We start from the raw sequence: 22556 nt of genomic DNA on the forward strand, positions 1-22556 counted from the left end.
CGGGGCGTCCCGGCCGGCCCCGGCGCCGGGGCGCCCGGCCTCAGCGGTCCACGCGCGGGCTCGTCGCCGGGCCGCCGAAGATGTCGTCGAGGTCGTAGGCCACCGGCACCTCCAGCTGGGCGTAGGTGCAGGAGCCCGGCGTCCGGTCGGGGCGCCAGTTCCGGAACCGCGCGGTATGCCGGAACCGGTCGCCCTCCATCGCCTCGTACGCCACCTCGACCACCAGCTCCGGACGCAGCGGAACCCAGCTGAGGTCCTTCTTGCCGGTCCATCGGGAGATCGCCCCGGGCATGCGGTCGACGGTCGCCTCCGTCTGGCTCGCCCACTCGGCCCACGGGTGCTGGGACAGATCCTCCAGCCGGTAGGGCCGCAACTCCTCGACCAGTTCGGCGCGGCGCTTCATCGTGAACGACGCCGCGACGCCGACGTGCTGGAGGTTGCCGTCGGCGTTGTAGAGCCCGAGCAGCAGCGACCCCACGATGGGCCCCGACTTGTGCCAGCGGAAGCCCGCCACCACGCAGTCGGCCGTCCGCTCGTGCTTGACCTTGAACAGCACGCGCTTGTCGGGCTCGTACGGGGTGTCGCGCGGTTTGGCGATGACGCCGTCCAGCCCGGCGCCCTCGAACTCGTCGAACCAGCGCAGCGCCAGCTCGTAGGAGTCGGACGCGGGCGTGACGTGGATCGGCGCCTTCGCCCCGGCCAGGGTGTCGACGAGCCGCTGCCGCCGCTCGCCGAGCGGCACCTCCATCAGCGACTCCTCACCGAGGGCGAGCAGGTCGAACGCCACGAACGACGCCGGAGTCTGCTCCGACAGGAGCTTGACCCGCGAGGCGGCCGGATGGATGCGCTGCTGGAGGGCGTCGAAGTCGAGGCGCGTCCCCCGGGGCAGCACGATCTCGCCGTCCACCACGCACCGCTCGGGCAGCTCGCGCCGCACCGCCTCGACCAGCTCGGGGAAGTAGCGGGTGAGCGGCTTCTCGCCGCGGCTGGACAGCTCCACCTCGTCGCCGTCGCGGAAGACGATGCAGCGGAACCCGTCCCACTTCGGCTCGTACAGCAGGTCGCCCTTGGGCATGGTCTTGACCGCCTTGGCCAGCATCGGCGGCAGCGGCGGGCTGATCGGCAGGTCCATCCCCCCATCTTGCGCCCCCGCACCGACAAAAGCGCGTCCCGGGGGTCCGATAACGTGCAGGTCATGCGCCGTCTGCTGCCCGATCCCGTCGCCGGCGTCGACCCCTACGAGGCCTACGGCGACCTGCCGCGCCTGCGGCTCGGCATGGTCATGAGCGCGGACGGGTCCGTCACCGACGCCGAGGGCTGGACCGACGGCCTCGGCGGCGCCGCCGACTTCCGCGTCTTCCGGACCCTGCGCGCCCTGGCCGGCGCGATCCTCGTCGGCGCCGGGACCGTCCGCACCGGACGCCTCGGCCCGGCGCGCCTGCGCGGAGACCTGCGCGCCCGCCGCGGCGGGCCGCCCGCCCCCATCGTGGTGGTGAGCCGCTCCCTCGACCTCGACTGGACGCTCCCGCTGTTCACCGAGACCGAGACGCCCACCGTCGTCGTGACGACCCGGAACGCCAGGGCCGGGGTCCCGGGCCACCTCCGGGTGGTCGCGGAAGGCGACGACGACGTCGATCTCCCCGCCGCCGTGAGAGCCCTGCGCGAGGACCTCGGCTTCGAGCATCTCCTCTGCGAGGGCGGTCCGTCCCTGGCCACCGCGCTCATCAGGGCGTCGCTCGTCGACGAGCTGTGCCTCAACATCGCGCCCACCCTCCTCGGAGGCGCGCACCACACCCGCCTGCTGGAGGGCCTGGACGCCGAGGTGCCGCTCGAACCGGCCGCCCTCTACCTCGACGAGGGCGTGCTGTTCGTGCGCTACCGGTTGCGGGCGTAGCGCGAGACCGGCTGCCGCGACCTCCGTGAGGACGTCCCGCGCCCCCCGCGCACTCCGGCGTGGTGACGGTCCGTCCCCCAATCTGTACGAATCCGTCATGCCGGAAGCGCTGGGGGGCGACACTAGACGGCAGGGGACGGGTGAGAATCTCACGAAAGGAGCGGGGGTGGAGTACGCCGCATTGGGCGCGTGGATCATCGCCGCCGTCGCGGGCGGATATCTGCTGGCCGTGTGGTTGGTCAACGGGGGGCGTTCGACCAAGGTGACGCGGTTCCCGCGGCTCGTCGTGGTGGGGCATCCGCTCTCGGCCGTCGCGGGCCTGGCCGTGTGGATCGTCTACGTCGTCACAGGGAACGCCGCCTACGCCTGGGTCGCCTTCGCGGCCCTGCTCGTCATCATCTTCCAGGGACTGCTGCTGTTCACCCGCTGGCTCGTCGGCCGCGGCGGCCGCCACGCCAGGGGAGCGGAGCAGGCGTTCCCGGCCGCGGCGGTCGCCGTCCACGGCGCGGTGGCGGTCGCGACGTTCGTCCTGGTCTTCCTGACCGCGATGGAGGTCGGCCGGGCGTGAGCCGCGCGGCTCACGCCCCGCGCCGCAGGACGAGGAGCGCGCGGTCGACGACCGTCACCACGTCGCGGGCCTTGAGGCGGGGACGCTCGCCGACCGTGCCGGGCTCGGCGGTGTCGAGGGCGAACTCCCAGCGCTCGCCGTACTCGGCGCCGGGCAGCGTGAACTCGACCGGCTCCGACCCGGCGTTGATCAGCAGCAGGAACGAGTCGTCCCGGACGCGCCGGCCGCGCGGGTCGGGCTCGGTGATGGCGTCGCCGTTGAGGAACACGCCGAGCGACTTGGCGAAGCCGACGTTCCAGTCCTGGTCGGTCATGCTCTCGCCGGCCGGGGTCAGCCAGGCGATGTCGGCGGCGGCGCCGCGGCCCGTCCCGGTGAAGAAGCGGCGGCGCCGGAACACCGGGTGGTCGTGCCGCAGCCGCGACACGAGCCGGACGAACTCCATGTCGCCCGAGTCCTCCCAGTGGACCCAGGCGATCTCGTTGTCCTGGCAGTAGGCGTTGTTGTTGCCCTCCTGCGTGCGGCCGAGCTCGTCCCCGTGGGAGAGCATCGGCACGCCCTGCGACAGGAACAGCGTCGCGAGGAAGTTGCGGCGCTGCCGGGCCCGCAGTTCGAGGACCCCGGGGTCGCGGGCGGGGCCCTCGGCGCCGCAGTTCCACGACCGGTTGTCGTCGGTGCCGTCCCGGTTGTCCTCGCCGTTGGCCTCGTTGTGCTTGTGGTCGTAGGAGACGAGGTCGGTGAGCGTGAACCCGTCGTGGCAGGTCACGAAGTTGATGGACGCGAACGGGCGGCGCGCGCTGTGCTCGTAGAGGTCGGAGGAGCCGGTCAGCCGGGACGCGAACTCCGGCATGGTCGCGTACGAGCCGCGCCAGAAGTCGCGGACGGTGTCGCGGTACTTGCCGTTCCACTCCGTCCACAGCGGCGGGAAGTTGCCGACCTGGTAGCCGCCCTCTCCCACGTCCCACGGCTCGGCGATGAGCTTCACCTGGGACACGACGGGGTCCTGCTGGACGAGGTCGAAGAACGCGGCCAGCCGGTCGACGTCGTGCAGTTCGCGGGCCAGCGCCGAGGCGAGGTCGAAGCGGAACCCGTCGACGTGCATGTCCAGGATCCAGTAGCGCAGCGAGTCCATGATGAGCTGCAGCGCGTGCGGGTTCCGGACGTTCAGCGAGTTGCCGCAGCCGGTGTAGTCGAGGTGGTAGCGCTTGTCGTCGTCGCGCAGCCGGTAGTACGACGCGTTGTCGATGCCCCGGAACGACAGCGTCGGGCCCAGGTGGTCGCCCTCCGCCGTGTGGTTGTAGACGACGTCCAGGATGACCTCGATGCCCGCCTCGTGCAGGGCGCGGACCATCGCCTTGAACTCCAGCACCTGCTCGCCGGACTGCCCCGAGGAGCTGTAGGAGTTGTGCGGCGCGAAGAACCCGATCGTGTTGTAGCCCCAGTAGTTGTCGAGGCCCCGCGCCACCAGGGCGTGCTCGGGGACCGACTGGTGCACCGGCATCAGCTCGACCGCGGTCACCCCGAGGTCGAGCAGGTGGTCGATCATCACCGGGTGCGCGACGCCCGCGTAGGTCCCGCGCTGCTCCTCCGGGACGGCCGGATGCAGCTTCGTCAGGCCCTTGACGTGCGCCTCGTAGATGACGCTCTCGTGGTAGGGGACGCGCGGCGGCCGGTCGTCCCCCCAGTCGAAGAACGGGTTGATGACCACGTTCTTCGGCATGTAGGGGGCGCTGTCGTCCTCGTTCAGCGCGTCGGGGTCGGCGAACCGGTAGGAGAACAGCGCCTCGTTCCAGCGGATCAGCTCGTGCGGCGTGACGCCCGCGACGGCCTTGCCGTACGGGTCGAGCAGCAGCTTGGAGGGGTTGCAGCGATGCCCCTCACGGGGGTCGAACGGCCCGTGCACCCGGTACCCGTAGCGCTGGCCGGGCCCGATGCCGGGCAGGTAGCCGTGCCAGACGAAACCGTCCACCTCGGGCAGGTCCCGCCGCGTCTCGCGCCCCTCGGCGTCGAACAGGCACAGCTCGACCCGCCGGGCCACCTCCGAGAACAGCGCGAAGTTCGTGCCCGTGCCGTCCCAGGTGGCGCCCAGCGGATAGGGGTCCCCAGGCCACACCTCCCGCATGCTCCTCCAACCCTCGGCCGGTACGTCTGGCTCGTCGATTGTGGCCTACCCGCACCCTTCCCCGCGCGCGGAGGCCTTTCACACACGTGTCATTCCGGTGCGGCGCCGCGGGGGAGGCGCCAGACGACCTCCTCGTCGCGGGTCTCCCCGGTGCGGCGCAGCCCGATCCTCGCCGCGACGGCCGCGGACGCGCGGTTGCCCGGATGGACGGTCGCGACGACGTCGTGCACGCCGTGCGCCGCGAGCCAGTCCAGCAGCGCGCGGGCGGCCTCGGTGGCGAACCCGAACCCCTGGTACGGCATGCCGATCACCCAGGCGACCGACGCGAGCGGCCGCGGCGGGCCCGGCGTGACCGTCGACCCGGCCGAGGCGGGCGTCACGGCGAACCCCGGCGGCGCCGGGGTGACCGTCGCCTGCACGTACCCGACGGCCTGCCCGTCCCGGGCGCGGCGGACGATCCAGTTCAGCCAGCACTCCTGGTGGTAGGGCGCCGGGCCCGCGACCAGGTGCGCGTAGCGGGCGCGCAGCTCGTCGCGCGTGAGGGGCTCGCCGCCGATGTGGCGATGCAGGCGGGGGTCGTCCAGGACGGGGGCCATCTCGTCCGCGTGGTGGACCGCCAGCGGCTCCAGGACGAGGCGCTGGGTGCGGATGGTGTCGGCGATCGGCCCGTACACCCGCCGATCCTATGCTCTCGCTTGCCGGCGGGCCCGTGGAGCGGCCCTCACAGCCGCCACTCGGACCGCCCGCCGGACAGCCGCCGCGTCCAGGCGCCGGCCGGATGCTGGCGCGGGTGGAGCCACAGCCACGGCTGGGCGTGCCGGAACGGCAGGTCGGTGCCGGGCTGCCACGGGAACAGGCCGTCCCCGTTGGGCCAGACGACCTGGAGGGTCGGCGGCGGCCGCCGGTAGAACGCCACGGCGCCGCCGAACAGCCCGACGGACCAGTCCGGTTCGACGTTCCGGAAGGCCGCCTGCTGCCCCCGCACGACGCCGTCGCGGCGCTCCCCGTCGGCGGGGGCGCGCCCCTCGGCGGTCTCGCGGCCGAGCATGTTGAGGATCTCTTCCGTCTCGTACACGTCGCCGCCGAACATCGCGAGTTCGGGGGCGCCGTGGCTGTGCCACAGGCCGACCGTGTACGCCCAGCCTGGGCCGTCCTCGTCCGGCTGGACGAGGACGACGCTCCACCCGTACTGGGTGATGTGCACGATGGTGCGGAGATGGAAGTTGTCCAGGCGGTCGCGGTCGCCGTAGTCACGGCACATCACGCAGGTGCATGAGAGGCGGTCGCCGGACATGACCCTCAGTTTACGATCAATCGACCCTGGGCGAGCATGTCGCTGCGCGCACGGTCACCAGAACGCGCCGGTGTCGCGCGGCGGCGCCTCGTGCTCGTGCCGCACGGCGGGGCCGCGCAGGCCCCGGACGGCCATGGCGCCCAGCAGCATCGCGGCGGGCATGCCGAGGGGGAGGGCCGTGAGCGGGGCGACGGACGCCACGTCCAGGGCCGTCCCGCCGAGCAGGCCCGCGACGCCGAGGTCGGCGCCGCGCCGACCCGCGCCGAGCGGCGGCGCCAGGAGGGCGGCGGCGACGGCGAAACCGGCCGCGGGCGCCGCCAGCGCGCGGCGCCGGACGAAGAACGCCAGCGCCACGCCCAGCGCCCCCACGACGGGCAGCGCCATCACGCCGTACCAGCGTTCCGGCTCCGGCCGCATGCCGACCTCGATGAGGGGAGCCGGGACGCCTTTGCGCAGGTGCCAGCGGCGATTCCCGGAAATGTCGGGACGCACCGTTGCGGATACCGGCGGAAGCCGCAATTGCATGGCCGTGTCGTCGAAACCCCGCGTCGCGAGTTCGCGCGCCGCGCCGGAAGTGTCGATTCTCAGGAACGGCCTGCGTCCCGTCCGGTAGGCGCGGTCGATTTCCGCGCGGGCGAACGGCCCCCCGCGGTCTTTTCTCGTGCGGACGCGGACGGCCCCGGCATCGGGGAACAACGTCCCGGCGATCCGGCCCGCGAGGGCCCGCACCTCGGCGTCCGACCGGAGCCGCCCCACCGCGTACAGGTCGACCTGGGCGCCGCCGTCGGCCAGGAGGACGACCTCCATCCGCGACCGCCGCTCCCGGGGCGGCGCTCCGCCGCATCCGGCGAGCACGGCGAATACCAGCACGATCATCGCGACCGCGGCAAGCCGCCGAAAACGCACCCAGGCCTCGCTTCGTCGGTCGGTGTCCCGGCGCCGGAAGAATGATCTATTTTATGCGCGACCACCGGTGGAGAACAGCAGGGAGAAGACCATGGCCGACGACCCGGTCAACGCGATCGACACCTCCGTTCCGCACTCCGCGCGCATATGGAACTACTGGCTCGGCGGCAAGGACAACTACCCGGTCGACCGCGACGCCGGTGACCAGTACGTCAGCATCTACCCCGGGATCGTGGACATAGCGCGGACAGGCCGGCACTTCCTGGCCCGCGCCGTCCGGTACCTGGCGGGGGAGGCGGGCGTCCGCCAGTTCCTGGACGTCGGCACCGGCCTGCCCACTGTCGACAACACCCACGAGGTGGCGCAGCGCGTCGCGCCCGAGGCGCGCATCGTGTACGTCGACAACGACCCGCTGGTGCTGTCCCACGCGCACGCCCTGCTGACGAGCCGTCCCGAGGGCGAGACCAGCTACATCGAGTCCGACATGCGCGACCCCGAGCAGATCCTGGCGATCGCCCAGGGCAGGCTCGACTTCGACCGCCCGATCGCCCTGATGCTGATGGGCGTCCTCGGGCACATCGACTCCTACGACGAGGTCCTGCACGTCATCCGGACCCTGATGGGCGGCCTGCCCTCCGGCAGCCATCTCGCCCTCTACGACGACACCGACACCGACGAGGCCCACAACAAGGCGCAGCAGGAATACGACGACACCGGCGCCGTCCCGTACCGGCTGCGCCGCCCCGAGCAGATCGCCGGGTACTTCGAAGGCTTCGAGCTGGTGGAGCCCGGTGTGGTGGCGTGCGAGAAGTGGCGCCCCGAGCCGAGCCCGTTCGGTGAGACGCCGAGCACCTCGACCCTCTGCGGGGTCGCCCGCAAGGCCTGACAGGACGGGCCGCCGGCCGGAACCGGCCGACGGCCCGTCCGCCGCTCAGATCGCCGCCAGTTCCACCGGGATGTTGCCGCGGGTGGCGTTGGAGTAGGGGCACACCTGGTGGGTGGTCTCGACGAGCTGCTGCTTGGTCTCCGCGCTGAGGGCGTCGGGCAGCTTCGCCACCAGCTTGACGTCGAGCTGGAAGCCGCCCGAGCCGTTCGGGCCGAGGCCGACCTCCGCGGTCACGGACATGCCGGAGACGTCGATCTTCTGCTTCCGCGCCACCAGCTGCATGGCGCTGGCGAAGCACGCGGCGTAGCCGGCCGCGAACAGCTGCTCGGGGTTCGTGCCGTCGCCGTCGCCCCCGAGCTCCTTCTGCAGAGCCAGCTGGAGGTCCAGCCGCCCGTCGGAGGTGAAGGCGCGCCCGTCGCGCCCGGTGGCGGTGGCGGTGGTCGTGTACTGGCTCATCAGCCGTCCCTTCACAAGTAGACAGACAGATCTGTCTGCGCTTCAGGAGACTAGACGGGTCTGTCTGGTAGCGTCAAGGTGTGACCACGAGATCCTCGGCGCCTCGCCGGAGCGCGGCCTGGTCCCGCGTGTTCGACACCGCGACGCGCCTGTTCTACGCCGAGGGCGTGCACGCCGTGGGCGTCGACCGGATCATCGCCGAGGCCGGAGTGGCGAAGGCGACCTTCTACCACCACTTCCCGAGCAAGGACGACCTCGTCCGCGCCTACGTCACCGAGCAGAGCCTGCGGCAGCGCGGCATCGCCGACATGCCCGGGTCCGCGACGCCCCGCGAGGCGCTCCTCACGGCGTTCGAGCGGATGTGCACGTTCGGCTCCGAGCCCTCCTACCGCGGCTGCCCGTTCATCAACGTCGCCGCCGAGTACCCCGACCCCGCCCACCCGGTCCGCCGGGCGGTCGAAGAGCACCGCGAGTGGTGCCGGAGCCTGTTCCGCGACCTGCTGGCCGCCGACGGCCATCCCGACCCCGAGCGCACGGCCCACACCCTCATGCTCCTGAGGGACGGCCTCGCCGTCGGCTTCGACCTCGACGACCCGGCGACGGTCCGCACCGCGGTCCACGAGGCCATCACCAGAATCCTGGACGCCCCCACCCACCCCCCCGAACCCGCCCGCCCGTGACCCGAGGCGCGGGAGTGGTTGCGCGCCGTCGGCTGAGCGTGCGCCCGGGTGTCAGCGGTGGAGGAGGGTCTCCCGGGTCATGCGGGAGAGTTTCTCGGGGTTGCGGACGGCGTAGAGGCCGGTGACGCGGCCGTCGTCGACGCGGGTCGCGATGACGGTGTCGATCTCGCCGGCGCGACCGAGGATCAGCGCGGGGTGGCCGTTGACGTGCGTCGGCCGCAGCGTGACCGCGCCGGAGAGCCTGGCGAGCACGGCGGCCACCTTCTCCGCCCCGACCACGGGCGCGAGCGCGGCCTGGACGACGCCGCCGCCGTCGGTCAGCAGGACGACGTCCGGCGCGAGGACGTCCAGCAGGTTCCGCAGGTCGCCGGTCTCGACCGCCTGCCGGAAGGCGTCGAGCGCGGCCCGGGCGTCGGACGGGGTGGCGGTGTCGCGGGGCCTGCGCGCGGCGACGTGCCTGCGGGCGCGGTGGGCGATCTGACGGACCGCGTCGGGGTTCTTGCCGACGGCCTGGGCGATCTCTTCGTAGTCCAGGCCGAACACCTCGCGCAGCACGAACACCGCCCGCTCGGTCGGCACGAGGGTCTCCAGCACCAGCAGCATCGCCATCGAGAGGCTCTCGGCCAGTTCGACGTCCTCGGCCACGTCGGGCGTGGTCAGCAGCGGCTCGGGCAGCCAGGGTCCGACATAGGACTCCTTGCGCCGGCGCAGCGTGCGCAGCCGGGTGAGCGCCTGGCGGGTGGTGGCCCGCACCAGGTACGCGCGGGGATCCCGCACCGCCTCCAGGTCGACGCCCGTCCACCGCAGCCAGGTCTCCTGCAGGGCGTCCTCGGCGTCGGCGGCCGAGCCGAGCATCTCGTAGGCGACGGTGAACAGCAGATTGCGGTGGGCGATGAACGCCTCGGTGGCGGCGTCCATGCGGCCGTCGGCCGTGCCCTTCGATCGTTCGTCCATGGCCCTCTCCCTTGCGCGTCTCGTGCCGTGCACAGGACGCCGGGCCCGGTCCGCGTGTGACATCCGCGGCCGGTGGCGCACGTCACACGCGTGCCCTGTCACGGAGGAGGGGGCGGCGTCATCTCGTGTCCAGAACCGCGTGGAGAGCCGCGCGGGCCACGAGACGGGAGCCTGACCATGATCGAGAACACCGGGAGCCGGACGGTGGCGATGGTCACCGGGGCCAACAAGGGGATCGGCCGGGCGGTCGCCGGGGCCCTCGCCGACCGGGGCATGACGGTCCTGCTCGGTGCGCGGGACCGGCGGCGCGGGGAGGAGGCGGCCTCGGCGCTGCGCGCAGCGGGCGGCGACGCGCACGCGGTGCGCCTGGACGTCACCGACACGGCCACCGTCCAGGACGCCGCGAAGTGGGTCGAGGAGCGCTACGGGCGCCTCGACGTGCTGGTCAACAACGCGGGCATCACCGGCTCGGGACAGGTGGCGCCCCAGGACGCCGTCGACCAGGTCCCCAGTTCCGTCGACCTGGAGATGGTCCGGACGGTGTTCGCGACCAACGTCTTCGGAGTGATCGCGGTGACCAACGCCATGCTGCCGCTGCTGCGCCGGTCGCCGGCGGCGCGCGTCGTCAACGTCAGCAGCCACGCCGGGTCGCTGACCCTCACCAGCGACCCGGACGGCCCCTTCGCGGCGCTGCTGCCGTCGGCCGCGTACACGCCGTCCAAGGCGGCGCTGAACGCGTTGACCGTGCAGTACGCCAACGAGCTGCGCAAGGACGGCGTGCTCGTCAACGCGGTCGCCCCCGGCTTCGTCGACACCGACAGCAACGACCACACGGGGCATCTCACCCCCGCGGAGGGCGCCGCCGTCGTGGTGCGCCTGGCCACGCTCGGCGCGGACGGGCCGACCGCCGGCTTCTTCGGCGCGGACGGCCCGCTGCCCTGGTAGGGCCGCCTCAGGCGGGCAGCATGCCGTGGCGCAACTGGAGCAGGGACTTGCTGAGCAGGCGTGAGACGTGCATCTGCGAGATGCCGAACCGCTCGGCGATCTGCGTCTGGGTCTGGTTGCCGAAGAAGCGCAGCAGGACGATGGTGCGCTGCCGTTCGGGCAGCTCGCCGAGCAGGGACCAGAGGGTCTTGCGCTCGACCACGTGCTGCAGGTCCGGGTCTTCGGCGCCGAGGTGGTCGACGATGAGGCCGGCGTCGGTCTCGGAGCCCCCTTCGGCGGGCGCGTCCAGGGACAGCGGGTTGTAGGAGTCCCGCGCGATGACGGCCTCGGTGACCTCCTCCAGGCCGATGCCGAGGAGGTCGGCGAGTTCGCGGGGCGTGGGGGAGCGGCCGTTCTCCTGGGAGAAGACCTGGGTGGCGTGCACCAGGCGGGGGCGCAGTTCCTGGATGCGGCGGGTGACGCGGATGCCCCAGGTCCTGTCGCGGAAGTGGCGCCGCACCTCGCCGAGGATCACGGGGTAGGCGTAGGCGTGGAAGCTGTCCCCGCGCTCGGGGTCGAAGCGGTTGATCGCCATCACCAGGCCGAGGTAGGCGACCTGCCGGATGTCCTCCAGGGGTTCGCCGCGGTGCCCGTAGCGCCGCGCGATCGACTCGACCATGGGGGCGTGCGCCTCGACCAGCGCGGCTCTCAGCCGGTCGCGCCGTTCGGGGCCGGTCCCGGGGTGGTTCATCTCGTCCAGCAGCACCTCGGCGGGGGGCGGGTCGTCCTTTCCGCCCCCGAGGCCTCCGACGACCTCTGACCGGGATCACACGCGCCGGCCTGTCGCGAGGTCCGGCCTCCACCATCGTCTGCGGGTTGCGGTCGAAGCGGGGATGGTTGGACGAGGCGATCTGCAGGCGGAGCTGGTGCCCGGCCGGGACGACGTGGGCGAGCCTCGACCGCACTCGCGGCCGGGCCCGCCCGCACCCGCGGCACGACGCCGAACTCGTGGAGGTGCTCCTGGACGCCGCCGCGTCGGTGGAGGACCGGTCCCGCGCCAAGCCGCAGAACTCCTGAACTCCGCGCCCGGCGACCCCTGACCGGCGTCCGGCCGCCCCCGCGGCGGGGGACGGCCGGGTCGCCCGCGGTCAGGACGACTTGGTGATCTCCTTGCTGACACCGCTCGGACCCTCGTACTCCCGGTCGGGCATGGCCTCAAGGGCCCGCAGCATCGGCTCGTCGGCGCCGTGCTCGCGCGCGTGGTCGACCAGGTCGTCCCGCGAGGCCGGGTAGTCCATGCCGGCCAGGCACTTCTGGACCTCGATGAACGACGGGTTGTCCGTCATGATCCCCCCTCATCATGATCGCGTTCGGGCTCCCGCCCGCGTGCGTTCCCGACCCCGGTACCCGCCCGGCGCCGACATCCACCTGCCGCCCGGACGACTCCAGCGGCGCACGGCGAGACCCGCGGCGTGCGGGCGGTCTCGTCCGGCGCGGAAGGCGCCCATCCGAGACTTCCAACGGGTCGATGACAGGTGACCGGCCGGTTGTCAGTGTCCGCATCGTGGGCCGCGAGCGCCTGGCTGGTAAAATGAAGACGTGGAATTGATCGAGGTAGACAGAGCCTAGCCACCGAACTGCCGGTGGCTTTCATTCGCGCGGGAACTCTCCTCCGCCAGTGAACGGTATTTCCCAACGCACGCGCGTACGTCCACCTGTCCTGGGTGTTGACAGCGCCTTGCGAATCGCCGGCACGTTCGCACCGCACCAGCCCTTGCCGGGTGCATGACTGCGACTGTGCGACCGCGGCCCACCAGGTAGGCGCGACGCCGATTCGGGGCCGCTTGCGTGCGACTGCACGCGAGGCTCCTCGCCGCGCATCCCCCGGGGCTGCCCTCCCGGCACAGAACCCCCCCGTCCCGTCTGCCGACGGTTGACGGGAGAAAGAGAAATATCGCCATGTCTACCAACTCCGCGATCACCCTCCGCGACCTGACCTTCGAGTGGCCTGACGGGTCCGTCGCGCTCGCCGGCGTCAACGACACGTTCGGCACCGGACGGACGGGGCTGATCGGCCGCAACGGCGTCGGCAAGTCGACCCTGCTCAAGCTCATCGCGGGTGAACTGCGCCCGACGGCCGGGCAGATCGACACCACGGGCGAGGTCGGCTACCTGCCGCAGACGCTCACACTGAGGCGGGACGCCACCATCGCCGAACTGCTCGGCATCCACGGCGTCCTCGCGGCGATGGAGGCCATCGAGTCCGGCGACGTCGACCAGCGCCACTTCGACGCGATCGGCGACGACTGGGACATCGAGTCCCGCGCCGACGAGGCGCTGCATCAGATCGGCTTCTCCGCGGGCGACCTCGACCGCCGCGTCGCCGAGGTCTCCGGCGGGGAGGCGATGCTGATCGCGATCACCGGGCTGCGCATCCGGCGTACCCCGATCACGCTGCTCGACGAACCGACCAACAACCTCGACCGTCCGACCCGCGCCGCTCTGGCCGAGTTCGTCGACCAGTGGCCCGGGACGCTCGTCGTCGTGAGCCACGACCTCGAACTGCTGGAGCGCATGGACCACACCGCCGAGCTCTTCGCGGGGGGACTCGACACCTTCGGCGGCCCGTACAGCGCGTGGAAGGAACACCGGGAGAACGAGCAGGCGGCCGCGGTGCAGGCGGCCCGCTCGGCCCAGCAGGCGCTCAAGGTCGAGAAGCGGCAGCGCGTCGAGGCCGAGACGAAGCTCGCGCGCCGCGAGCGCACCGCGAAGAAGACGCAGAGGGACGGCGGGATCCCGCGGATCCTCGCCGGCAACCGGGCCGCCAAGGCGCAGGCGTCGGCGGGATCGATGCGGTCCACACTCGACGACAAGGTGCAGGCCGCCCAGGCCGCCGTCGACGCCGCTGACGCGCGCGTCCGCGACGAAGAGCACATCCACCTCGTCCTGCCCGATCCGGATGTTCCCCGCGGGCGACGCATCGCGGAGCTGAAAGACCAGGACCGGACCGTGGTGATCCAGGGCCCGGAACGGGTGGCGCTCGTCGGCGCGAACGGCGCCGGAAAGTCGACTCTGATCGCGCAGCTCCTCCACGCCTCCGAACCGGTTCCGGGGCGCCCGCACGGCACCCTGAGCACCGACCTCGTCGGCTACCTCCCGCAGAGCCTCGACAGACTCGACGACGACGCCAGCGCGATGGACAACGTGCAGGCCGTCGCCCCGGGAACACCGGCCGGCACGATCCGCAACCAGCTCGCTCGGCTGCTGCTGCGCGGTGACAGTGTGGACCGCCCGGTCCGCACACTCTCAGGCGGAGAGCGATTCCGCGTCTCGCTCGCGAGACTCCTCTTCGCCGAGCCGCCCGCTCAACTGCTGATCCTGGACGAGCCCACGAACAACCTCGACATCGCAAGCGTCGAGCAACTCGCCGAAGCGCTCGACGCGTACCGAGGAGCGCTTCTCATCGTCAGCCACGACTTCGGCTTCCTCGAACGGATCGGCGTCGACACCGTCATCGAACTCGACGGCGACGGGCGGATGCACCAGCGGCAGGACCTCGACCTCTAGCCGGGCCGAATCACCGACCAGCGAGTGAGGAGGCGGATCTACCACGATCGATCCGCCTCCTCGCCCACATCACCGTCACTCCGCCGAAAGGGAGCAGCGCCCGGAGGCGAGCCGAGCCGCACAGGAGGGTAGGGGTCAGGGCTTGCGGCCGACGCCGCCCGTCATGAAGCGGACGTCGATGGTGCTGGCGTCCAGGACGGGCTCGTCGGGGCGCCACAACGGGAGCGGGACGAGGCCGGGCGGCAGGATCTCGAGACCGTCGAAGAAGGCGGCCAGCTCGGCGGGGGTGCGGACGCGGCCGCTGCCGAGCTGCTCCAGGAGCTGCTTCTCCAGCGCGACGGATTCGGGGGCGTCGCCCAGGCGGGTGAAGTTGGTGATGAAGAAGAAGGAGCCGCTGGGCATCGCGTCCCGCAGCACCTGGACGATCCGGGCGGGCTTCTCGTCGTCGGCGAGGTGGTGCAGGATCCCGACGAGCATCACGCAGACGGGCTTGTCGAAGTCGATCAGCGCGCGGACCTCCGGGCGCCCGAGGAGGTCCTCGGGCCGGCGGATGTCGGCGGTCACCACGGTGGTGTTGGCGTTGTCGGCGAGGATCGCACGGCCGTGCGCCAGCACGATCGGATCGATGTCGACGTACACCACGTGAGCCGCCGGGTTGACCTCCTGGGCGACCTCGTGGGTGTTGCGGACGGTCGGCAGCCCCGATCCCAGGTCGAGGAACTGGGTGATCCCCTCCTCGGCGGCGAGATGGCGGACGACGCGGTGCAGGATCGCGCGGTTGTGCAGGGCGATGTCCCGCAGCTCCGGCATGATCGCGAGGCTGCCCTCGGCGACGGCCCGGTCCACCTCGTAGTTGTCCTTGCCGCCGAGCATCACGTCGTAGACGCGTGCGGCGGTCGGAACGCCGGTGGGAATCTGCGGGGACGACTCGGCCATGTGCACCTCAAGGCTCAGGAGATCTTGCACCGCATCGTAGCTTCGCGGAGCCGCGCAGATTGCGAAAACCCCTATGCCAAGGGGCTTCCAGCGAACGCAACGCCGGGTACTGGGCGGCGGTGGATCAATGCGTCGTAGCCGGCCCCCCGAGCGACCGGTTCGTGGCAGAGTGGGGGGATGTCTGGCGCGCGGTACGGGATGGATGCGCCTTACGGGTTCGGCTTCATGGGCCTGGTCGTGCTGGGGTTCTGGGTCACCGGGCTGGTGATGGCGGTCACCGCCGATCTGGCCGCCGCGCTGCCCGCGCTGGTCTCCGGCACCCTGCTGGCGGGATGCCTGGCCCTGAGCCTGCACACCACGCTGCGCGGCAAGTTCCTGGTCTGGCGGGACGTGCTGGACGAGCTGGACCTGCGGGGCGACGAACGGCTGCTCGACCTCGGCTGCGGACGCGGCGCCGTCCTGTTGGCCGCCGCCCGGCACCTCCCGCAGGGCCGGGCGGTCGGCGTGGACCTGTGGCGCGGACTGCACCAGTCCGGAAACACCCCGGCGGCGACCCTGCGCAACGCCCGCGCTGAAGGCGTCGCCGGCCGCGTCCACGTGCAAGGTGGTGACCTGCGCAGGCTTCCGTACGCGGAGGCGAGCTTCGACCTGGTCGTGTCCAGCCTGACGGTGCACACCATCTTCGGCGCGGACGCCCGCGCCCAAGCGATCGCCGAGGCGTACCGGGTGCTGCGGCCGGGCGGCCGCCTACTGATCGCCGACCTGGCGCGGACTCCCCGCGAGTACGCTGAGGTGCTGGCCCGGCTGAACGCCCAGGACATCAGCGTGCGCGGCCTCGGCTGGCGCGCGTGGTGGGGGAGTCCCTGGGTCCAGACCCGCCTGCTCACCGCCCGCAAACCGGCCACCCCCTGAACACACCTACCGGCACGATCGTGGGCACCCGGGCGTGACCGGGAAGGACGAACGCAGGCACGTGGTCGAACCAAGGCGCGCTCGAAGATGGTGGCTTCAAAGCGGTCGGGGCAAAATCGTAGTTGCTGAGCAGCAATCGCACCCCCGGCGCACGGCCGGCGAACGCCCCAAGCGCTGCGGCGACCGCAGCTGCCTCGATGCCGGTTCCCATCATCCCTCCTCGTCGGAGGTCGATGCGTCGTCAGGACGGTCAGCTGTGCGAGCGCGCACCAGCCGTACGCCGGTCGCAAGCAGCCACACGAGCCAGGCGGCGTAGCCGGGCATCCCCACGAAGAGGAGCCGTGAGCCGTCCGCGATCGCGAGGTTGGCCGCCCCGGCGGCGAGCAGCAGGCCTCCCCCGGCCACTGCGAGCAGACGCTGCCACGGCGGCGTCAGCTGGCTCGCATGCGCCGCCAGCGCGGCGCCGATGAAGGTGGTGCCGAGCGCCGGCAGCGCCAACGCGAAGGCTGCTGCATGCAATTGCCAGGCGAGCTCGAACTCCGGGCTCGGCTCGGCGAGCTCGCCGGCGGACAGCACGACACCGTTCCACAGGACGGCGTAGAGCGCGAAGACTGCCGAGAGGGTCGCGCCTGCGGCCACCGCGAGGCGCGACCAGTCTGCGCCCGCACGCCCGCGGCGCTCGACGAGCCCGTGGAGACCGGTCAGGAACCCGAGCAGCAGCGGCAGGTTCAGCGCCTCCAGGCCGACCGCGATCGCGACCGCGACCCGGTGCTCCGCGTGGAAGGCGAGCACCTCCTTGATCGGGGCCCCGTAGTCTGGCGCTCCGGCCCAGACCACCACCGCGTTCTGGATCGCCACCGCCGCTGCCAACGCGATCGCCGTCGCGCCCACGACCCGCCCTCGGAGCGCTCGGGTCGGGGTAAACCCCGTCGTTGCCGCTGCCTCGCTGACGGGCACGTGCAGGGATTCCAGCGCGGTGGCGGGGTTATGCGGGGATCTCATCTCTCACTCCTTCGTTGCGGTCGGATGATCGGTGCAACACCACGTCATTCGTTGGCGCAGGAATGGTCGGAATTGGTTTCGGAGTCTTCTTTGGCTGTCCGTTCCGGTGATGTGGAACAGATTGCTGGAGCGGCCGGATACGCCGCTACGAGCCCAGGTCGATGGTGGTGGGCCGACGGTCTACACCGCGGGATCGACTTTGGTCGGATGCCGTGGGGCCCGACCCGGCCGTACCCTTTGATCATGATGGTCCCGGCGGACCCGCAGGATCGGAGTCCGCTACCGGCGGGCGTGACCAGCGATGCTGACCACGATCCGGTACGCCCGGCCGGGCGCACGATCCGCGGCCGGGTGGTCGACGCCGCGTGTTTCCTGCTGGCCGTCGGCCTCACGGTGCTCGCCCTGGGCGACGGCCTCGCGCAACACATCGCACCAGCCCCGCTCACTGTCGACCTCGTCCTCGGCGGCCTGTGCACTCTGGGGGTGTGGCTGCGCCGACGCTGGCCGGTCGGCTTGGCCGTGGTCGTGGGTCTGGTCAGCGTCTATTCGACGTCGGCGGCGGGCGCGGCGCTCGTCGCGCTGTTCACCGTCGCGGTGCACCGGCGCTTCGCGGTGGTCGCCCCGATCGTGGCCGGGTACGCGCTCGTACCGTTCCTGACGCTGCTGGTTCGGCCCGACGTCCCGGTCGGGTCCCCGTCGGAGATCGTGCTGGGCGTCGTCCTCGCGGCCGCGGTGCTCGCCTGGGGCATGTTCGTACGGGCCCGGCGCCAGTCGCTGCGGGAGCGGGCTGGGCGGGTCGAGGCCGAACAGGAACTGCGCGTCGCCGAAGCCCGCCAGGGCGAACGCAACCGGATCGCCCGGGAGATGCACGACGTGCTCGCCCACCGCCTGTCCCTGCTGAGCCTGCACGCCGGGGCGCTGGAGCTACGCCCCGACGCCGCGCCCGAGGAGGTCGCCCGTGCCGCCGGGGTGGTCCGCGACAGCGCCTACCAGGCGCTGGAGGACCTTCGGGAGGTGATCGGCGTCCTCCGCACCGGTGTCGACCGGTCCGACGAGACGCCGGAACGGCCGCAGCCCAGCCTGGCCGACCTCCCTGACCTCGTCGACCAATCGCGGCGCGCCGGGATGCGGGTACGGCTCGACTGGCAGACCGACGCGCTTTCCGCCGTACCGGCTGGTGTGGGGCGCAGCGCGTACCGGATCGTGCAGGAAGGGCTGACCAACGCCCGCAAGCACGCCCCCGACGGCGAGGTGGCCGTCACCGTCCGGGCAGCCCCAGGCGACGGCGTAACCGTCGAGATCCGCAACCCGTACCCGGCCGAGACCAGCCCTCCGGGCATCCCCGGCGCCGGCATCGGCCTCATCGGGCTCACCGAACGGGCCGCCCTCGCCGGCGGACGCCTCGAACACGGCCCCACCCCGGCCGGTGACTTCCGGCTCAGGGCCTGGCTACCGTGGCCTACCCTCTGATCGCGGTCGGAACCGGCCTCCGGCCCAGGTGAGCACGGACAAGGAGCCCAACGTGAACGCACCGGTGCGGGTCCTCATCGTCGACGACGACCCGCTCGTGCGGGCCGGCCTCACCATGGTCATCGGCGGCTCGCCGGACATCGCCGTGGTGGGCGAGGCCGGCGACGGAAGCGAAGTAGCCGCCGCCGTCGACGCATACGCCCCGGACGTGGTGCTGATGGACATCCGCATGCCCGACCTCGACGGCCTCGCCGCCACCGAACGACTCCGCGCCCGACCCGACCCACCCGAGGTCATCGTCCTGACCACCTTCGACGCTGACGAGTACGTCCTGCGCGCCCTGCGCGCCGGGGCCAGCGGCTTCCTGCTCAAACACACGCCACCCGCCGAGATCCTGCGCGCCATCGCGCGGGTTGCAGCCGGCGAACCCATCCTGTCGCCGACCGTCACCCGACGGCTCATCGCCCACCTCAGCGACACCGGCGCCGCCGCCCGGCAACAGCACGCCACCACCGCGCTGCATCAGCTCAGCGAACGCGAACGCGAGGTCGCCATCGCCGTCGGGCGGGGCAAGTCCAACGCCGAGATCGCGGGCGAGCTGTTCATGAGCGTGGCCACCGTGAAAGCCCATATTTCCCGCATATTCACCAAACTCGATCTCAACAACCGTACCCAGGTCGCCCTGCTCGCCCACGACGCCGGCCTCACCGGCTGACACCGGAAGCCTTCTGGCCCCTGCCCGCACTCGGCGTGGGCGGGCGAGCCGACCCGCTGGCCGGCGAGCCGGCCAACCTCTCACCGCCAGACAGCTCAGGCGGGGGCCATCAACCACTTGCTATTGCCCAACTTCGCACATCGGCATGAGCGGATGTTTGCCGTATTCATCAAGCTGGCCTGCTGTGCGCGGAGCCGCCTTACAACCCGCGGAGAGCGGAAACGCGGCGATGTCTGCAAACCAGGGATGGTGATCTGATCCCCGACCGTCCCGAGCCGGAAGGTCTCCTGGCGCACTCTGTCCGATTCCTCGCTGGTGGTTGCCGCATGAGTTCGCTCGCTTGAAGCGAGTGCTGCCCAGGATCGCGCGAGGTCAGCAGTTGAGAGAGGTCGGCGGGTGGTGGGCCCGGAGAGCGGGGACGCAACTCGCCGTTGCTCGCAGGGGACTCAGCCGACCTTCGGGGTGGCGCGGTCGATGATCGGGGCGATGTCCAGGCCTGGGGGGAGGGTGCCGTAGGCGCCGCCCCAGTCGCCGGCCAGGCGGGTGGCGCAGAAGGCGTCGGCTACTGCCGGGTGGCCGTGTCTGACCAGCAGCGATGCTTGCAAGACGAGTGCCAGGTTTTCGGCTACTCGGCGGGCGCGGTACTCGATTGTGGACGTGTCGGTGAAGCTTTCCTTGATCTCCTTGACGGCCGCGTCTAGGCGCTTGTCGGCTCCCTGGGAGAGGGCTACTTCGTCGAAGAACGCCTCTAGCGTTTGCGGTTCGCGCAGCATTGCGCGGAGGAGATCGAGCGCCGCGACGTTGCCGGAGCCCTCCCAGATCGAGTTCAGGGGGGACTCGCGGAAGAGGCGGGGCATGCCGGACTCTTCCACGTAGCCGTTGCCGCCCAGGCATTCGAGGGCCTCGGCGGCGTGCGCGGGCCAGCGCTTGCAGATCCAGTACTTGCTGACCGCGAGGCCGAGGCGCTTGAACGCGGTCTCGGTCTCGCTGCCGCGCACCGAGCGGTCGGTGGCGCCCGCGAGGCGCAGCATCGTGGTCGTGGCGGCCTCGGACTCGATCGCCAGGTCGGCCAGGACGTTGCGCATCAGCGGCTGGTCGATCAGCGGCCGGCCGAACGCCGAGCGGTGCGCCGCGTGGTGCGCGGCGGTGGTGACGCCGAGCCGCATGCCGGACGCGGCGCCGATGACGCAGTCCAGCCGGGTCATGTTGACCATCTCGATGATGGTGCGGACGCCGCGGCCCTCGTCTCCGACCCGCCACGCGACAGCCTCGTCGTACTCCACCTCGGAGGAGGCGTTCGACCGGTTGCCGAGCTTGTCCTTCAGCCGCATCAGGCGCAGCGGGTTGAGGCCGCCGTCCGGCAGGACGCGGGGGACGAGGAAGCAGGTCAGGCCGCCGGGCGCCTGGGCGAGGGTGAGGAACACGTCGCACATCGGGGCGCTGGTGAACCACTTGTGGCCGACGAGCCGGTACGTCCCGTCCGGCTGGGGCGCGGCAGTGGTGGTGTTGGCGCGGACGTCCGAGCCGCCCTGCTTCTCGGTCATGGACATGCCGGCGAGGAGCGCGGTCTTCGTGAGCGGGGGCCGCAGCCCGAAGTCGTACTCCGGCCTGGCCAGGAGCGGCTCGTACCGCGCGGCCAGCTCCGGGGACTGCCGCAGCGCGGGGACGGCGGCGTAGGTCATCGAGACGGGGCAGCCGTGGCCCGCGTCGACGCGCCAGGTGTAGAACTTCGCGGCGCGGGCGACGTGGGCGCCCTCGCGGGGGTCGGTCCACGCCGCGCCGTGCAGGCCGTGCGTCACCGCGACGGTCATCAGCTCGTGCCACGCCGGGTGGAACTCGACCTCGTCGATCCGGTGCCCGCAGCGGTCGTGGGTGCGCAGGACGGGCGGGTGCTCGTTGGCGAGGCGCCCCCACTCCTGGGCCCGCTCGGTGCCGGCGAGGCGGCCGAGCTCGCGCACCTCGGTCTCGGCCCACCCGGCGCCCTCGCGGTGCAGCCCGTCCAGCAGGGCCGCCTCGTCGGACACGTCGTGCCCGGCGAGCGGGGGGACCTGGTTGAACACCTCGTGCGTCACGCGCTCTCCCAACGTTCGTGCCGTCGGTCCGCAGAATACAGAACGCGGTTCGGACAACCAGATGATCATGCCTGCGGGGTGGGAGGACGTCCATCCTCCTCAGGTGGTGGGGCGATCTCGTCCGCGCGGCGGATTGTCCCGCGCCGCCGGGGGCATACCGTCGAAATCATGAGTCAGTCCGGTCCGCAGCCCGAGCGGCCCGCCCCGAGCCGGCCGCCTGAGCGGCGGCGGGACGGCGGCCCCGTCCCCGAACCGGTCGACGTGACGACCGCGCCCGACGCCGGACGGGCCGCCGACACCGCGCGGGCCTCCGAGACCCCGCGGGCCTCCGAGACCCCGCGGGCCTCCGAGACCCCGCGGGCGTCCGAAGCCGGGCGGGTCTCCGACCCGGTGCGGGCGTCCGGCGCCGAGCGCGAGGCCGTCGTGGAGCGGCTGCGGGTCGCCTCGGTGGAGGGGCGGCTCACCTTCGAGGAGCTGACCGAGCGCACCGAGGCCGCCTACGCGGCCGTCAGCCGGGGCGACCTCGAACGCATCACCGCCGACCTGCCGAGCATGGGCGCGCCCGGCGCCAACCCCGCGCCCGTGCAGGTCAAGCGCAGGTTCAGCGCGGTCATGGGGGACTGCAAGGAGCGCATCGTCGGCCGCATCGACGGGCCGCTGGAGGCCGTGTCGGTGATGGGCGACGTCGAGCTCGACCTGCGCGGCGCCCAGGTCCCCACCGGCGAGGTCCACATCTGCGTGACCGCGGTGATGGGCGACGTCAAGATCATCGTTCCGGACGGCGTCAGCATCGTGCTGACCGGGCACAACTTCCTCGGCGACCGGCGGGTGGCGGTCCGCGACCCGCACCCCGGCGCCCGCGTCCCCGTCGTGCGCGTCACCGCGACCGCCGTGATGGGCGACATCAAGATCGTCGACGACGAGCACCACGGCCCGCTCCGGCGCGCCCTCACCACCTGGTGGAAGGACCGCCGGTAGCGGGTGGCCGGGGTCAGCGGGTGTCGTCGTGTGCCTCGGCGTCCTCGACGCCCTCCTCGTCCGGCGGGAGCGTGTCGGGGTGCTCGTACCTCACCCCGGGGGTCCCGGTCCCGCTGGTCTCCTCCCCGGCCGGCGTCTGGTAAACCGGTCCGCCCGGCAGCCGCACCCGCGCGTCGAGGCCGCAGATGTACATGTTGAACCAGGAGCCGTAGGAGGAGATGTT

Annotated in this window: 23 protein-coding genes and 1 pseudogene; 10 read left to right on the plus strand and 14 right to left on the minus strand. The window is 72.0% G+C overall.

Translation table 11 applies throughout. The features are described 5' to 3' along the window. Nucleotides 1–40: 40 nt before the first annotated feature. Nucleotides 41–1132, minus strand: coding sequence for an ATP-dependent DNA ligase (locus AB0K37_RS28850; RefSeq protein WP_363986295.1), 1092 nt, complete (start codon nucleotides 1130–1132; stop codon nucleotides 41–43). Between the two features lie 63 nt (nucleotides 1133–1195). Here AB0K37_RS28850 and AB0K37_RS28855 point away from each other — a divergent pair, with 63 nt between their 5' ends. Together AB0K37_RS28855 and AB0K37_RS28860 are read left to right on the plus strand one after the other, a co-directional pair. Further along, a complete protein-coding gene (locus tag AB0K37_RS28855; protein WP_363986297.1) occupies nucleotides 1196–1894 on the plus strand; it encodes a dihydrofolate reductase family protein in 699 nt (232 codons plus the stop codon). A gap of 166 nt (nucleotides 1895–2060) precedes the next feature. Next, complete coding sequence (locus AB0K37_RS28860; protein ID WP_363986299.1) at nucleotides 2061–2462, plus strand: hypothetical protein; 402 nt, start codon at nucleotides 2061–2063, stop codon at nucleotides 2460–2462. A gap of 10 nt (nucleotides 2463–2472) precedes the next feature. On the opposite strand, the gene glgX is transcribed toward AB0K37_RS28860, so the two are convergent. From glgX to AB0K37_RS28880, 4 genes are all read right to left on the minus strand, one after another. Then, on the minus strand, nucleotides 2473–4581 hold the full coding sequence (gene glgX, locus AB0K37_RS28865; RefSeq protein WP_363986301.1) for a glycogen debranching protein GlgX: 2109 nt from the start codon (nucleotides 4579–4581) through the stop codon (nucleotides 2473–2475). Nucleotides 4582–4670: 89 nt separating this feature from the next. Beyond that, nucleotides 4671–5255 (minus strand): GNAT family N-acetyltransferase, encoded by a 585-nt coding sequence (locus AB0K37_RS28870; RefSeq protein WP_363986302.1) that lies wholly within the window; start codon nucleotides 5253–5255, stop codon nucleotides 4671–4673. A 47-nt stretch (nucleotides 5256–5302) separates the two neighbouring features. Further along, a complete protein-coding gene (locus AB0K37_RS28875; RefSeq protein WP_363986304.1) occupies nucleotides 5303–5875 on the minus strand; it encodes a DUF4262 domain-containing protein in 573 nt (190 codons plus the stop codon). A 54-nt stretch (nucleotides 5876–5929) separates the two neighbouring features. Further along, nucleotides 5930–6751, minus strand: a complete 822-nt coding sequence (locus AB0K37_RS28880) for a hypothetical protein (protein ID WP_363986306.1) — start codon at nucleotides 6749–6751, stop codon at nucleotides 5930–5932. A gap of 121 nt (nucleotides 6752–6872) precedes the next feature. On the opposite strand from AB0K37_RS28880, the gene AB0K37_RS28885 reads away from it, so the two are divergent. Next, nucleotides 6873–7667: an SAM-dependent methyltransferase gene (locus tag AB0K37_RS28885; protein ID WP_363986308.1), complete on the plus strand. Its 795-nt coding sequence runs from the start codon at nucleotides 6873–6875 to the stop codon at nucleotides 7665–7667. A gap of 45 nt (nucleotides 7668–7712) precedes the next feature. Here the strand turns inward: AB0K37_RS28885 and AB0K37_RS28890 are convergent, their stop codons facing one another. Next, entirely contained in the window at nucleotides 7713–8123 is a 411-nt protein-coding gene (locus AB0K37_RS28890; protein ID WP_363986310.1) for an organic hydroperoxide resistance protein, read from the minus strand. An 80-nt stretch (nucleotides 8124–8203) separates the two neighbouring features. Here AB0K37_RS28890 and AB0K37_RS28895 point away from each other — a divergent pair, with 80 nt between their 5' ends. Then, nucleotides 8204–8803: a TetR/AcrR family transcriptional regulator gene (locus tag AB0K37_RS28895; protein WP_363986312.1), complete on the plus strand. Its 600-nt coding sequence runs from the start codon at nucleotides 8204–8206 to the stop codon at nucleotides 8801–8803. 51 nt (nucleotides 8804–8854) lie between these two features. On the opposite strand, the gene AB0K37_RS28900 is transcribed toward AB0K37_RS28895, so the two are convergent. Then, nucleotides 8855–9757, minus strand: coding sequence for an RNA polymerase sigma-70 factor (locus AB0K37_RS28900; protein ID WP_363986314.1), 903 nt, complete (start codon nucleotides 9755–9757; stop codon nucleotides 8855–8857). Nucleotides 9758–9934: 177 nt separating this feature from the next. On the opposite strand from AB0K37_RS28900, the gene AB0K37_RS28905 reads away from it, so the two are divergent. Continuing rightward, the gene (locus AB0K37_RS28905; protein ID WP_363986316.1) at nucleotides 9935–10702 is read left to right on the plus strand and encodes an SDR family oxidoreductase; all 768 of its coding nucleotides are present in this window, start codon (nucleotides 9935–9937) and stop codon (nucleotides 10700–10702) included. Between the two features lie 7 nt (nucleotides 10703–10709). Here the strand turns inward: AB0K37_RS28905 and AB0K37_RS28910 are convergent, their stop codons facing one another. From AB0K37_RS28910 to AB0K37_RS28920, 3 genes and pseudogenes are all read right to left on the minus strand, one after another. Next, complete coding sequence (locus AB0K37_RS28910) at nucleotides 10710–11432, minus strand: SigB/SigF/SigG family RNA polymerase sigma factor (RefSeq protein ID WP_363986318.1); 723 nt, start codon at nucleotides 11430–11432, stop codon at nucleotides 10710–10712. Between the two features lie 148 nt (nucleotides 11433–11580). Beyond that, nucleotides 11581–11646: pseudogene (locus AB0K37_RS28915) on the minus strand (hypothetical protein); the annotation flags it as partial. Nucleotides 11647–11829: 183 nt separating this feature from the next. Continuing rightward, complete coding sequence (locus AB0K37_RS28920) at nucleotides 11830–12027, minus strand: DUF2795 domain-containing protein (protein WP_363986320.1); 198 nt, start codon at nucleotides 12025–12027, stop codon at nucleotides 11830–11832. A gap of 613 nt (nucleotides 12028–12640) precedes the next feature. On the opposite strand from AB0K37_RS28920, the gene AB0K37_RS28925 reads away from it, so the two are divergent. Continuing rightward, nucleotides 12641–14248, plus strand: coding sequence for an ABC-F family ATP-binding cassette domain-containing protein (locus AB0K37_RS28925; RefSeq protein WP_363986322.1), 1608 nt, complete (start codon nucleotides 12641–12643; stop codon nucleotides 14246–14248). A gap of 135 nt (nucleotides 14249–14383) precedes the next feature. Here AB0K37_RS28925 and AB0K37_RS28930 read toward each other — a convergent pair whose 3' ends face one another. Further along, nucleotides 14384–15184 carry an SAM-dependent methyltransferase gene (locus tag AB0K37_RS28930; protein ID WP_363986338.1) on the minus strand — a complete coding sequence of 267 codons (801 nt, stop codon included), beginning with the start codon at nucleotides 15182–15184 and terminating at the stop codon, nucleotides 14384–14386. Nucleotides 15185–15361: 177 nt separating this feature from the next. Here AB0K37_RS28930 and AB0K37_RS28935 point away from each other — a divergent pair, with 177 nt between their 5' ends. Further along, a complete protein-coding gene (locus AB0K37_RS28935) occupies nucleotides 15362–16096 on the plus strand; it encodes a class I SAM-dependent methyltransferase (RefSeq protein WP_363986324.1) in 735 nt (244 codons plus the stop codon). A 210-nt stretch (nucleotides 16097–16306) separates the two neighbouring features. Here AB0K37_RS28935 and AB0K37_RS28940 read toward each other — a convergent pair whose 3' ends face one another. After that, nucleotides 16307–16987, minus strand: coding sequence for a hypothetical protein (locus AB0K37_RS28940; RefSeq protein WP_363986326.1), 681 nt, complete (start codon nucleotides 16985–16987; stop codon nucleotides 16307–16309). Nucleotides 16988–17389: 402 nt separating this feature from the next. On the opposite strand from AB0K37_RS28940, the gene AB0K37_RS28945 reads away from it, so the two are divergent. Beyond that, entirely contained in the window at nucleotides 17390–18568 is a 1179-nt protein-coding gene (locus AB0K37_RS28945; RefSeq protein WP_363986328.1) for a histidine kinase, read from the plus strand. 64 nt (nucleotides 18569–18632) lie between these two features. Beyond that, entirely contained in the window at nucleotides 18633–19283 is a 651-nt protein-coding gene (locus AB0K37_RS28950; RefSeq protein ID WP_363986330.1) for a response regulator transcription factor, read from the plus strand. 446 nt (nucleotides 19284–19729) lie between these two features. Here the strand turns inward: AB0K37_RS28950 and AB0K37_RS28955 are convergent, their stop codons facing one another. Further along, on the minus strand, nucleotides 19730–21355 hold the full coding sequence (locus AB0K37_RS28955; protein ID WP_363986332.1) for an acyl-CoA dehydrogenase family protein: 1626 nt from the start codon (nucleotides 21353–21355) through the stop codon (nucleotides 19730–19732). Between the two features lie 168 nt (nucleotides 21356–21523). On the opposite strand from AB0K37_RS28955, the gene AB0K37_RS28960 reads away from it, so the two are divergent. Then, nucleotides 21524–22333 (plus strand): DUF1707 domain-containing protein, encoded by an 810-nt coding sequence (locus AB0K37_RS28960; RefSeq protein WP_363986334.1) that lies wholly within the window; start codon nucleotides 21524–21526, stop codon nucleotides 22331–22333. A 13-nt stretch (nucleotides 22334–22346) separates the two neighbouring features. Here AB0K37_RS28960 and AB0K37_RS28965 read toward each other — a convergent pair. After that, on the minus strand, nucleotides 22347–22556 hold a 210-nt coding region (locus AB0K37_RS28965; protein WP_363986336.1), incomplete at its 5' end, for a hypothetical protein.

Source organism: Actinomadura sp. NPDC049753, assembly GCF_040674655.1.
Lineage (GTDB): Bacteria > Actinomycetota > Actinomycetes > Streptosporangiales > Streptosporangiaceae > Spirillospora > Spirillospora verrucosospora.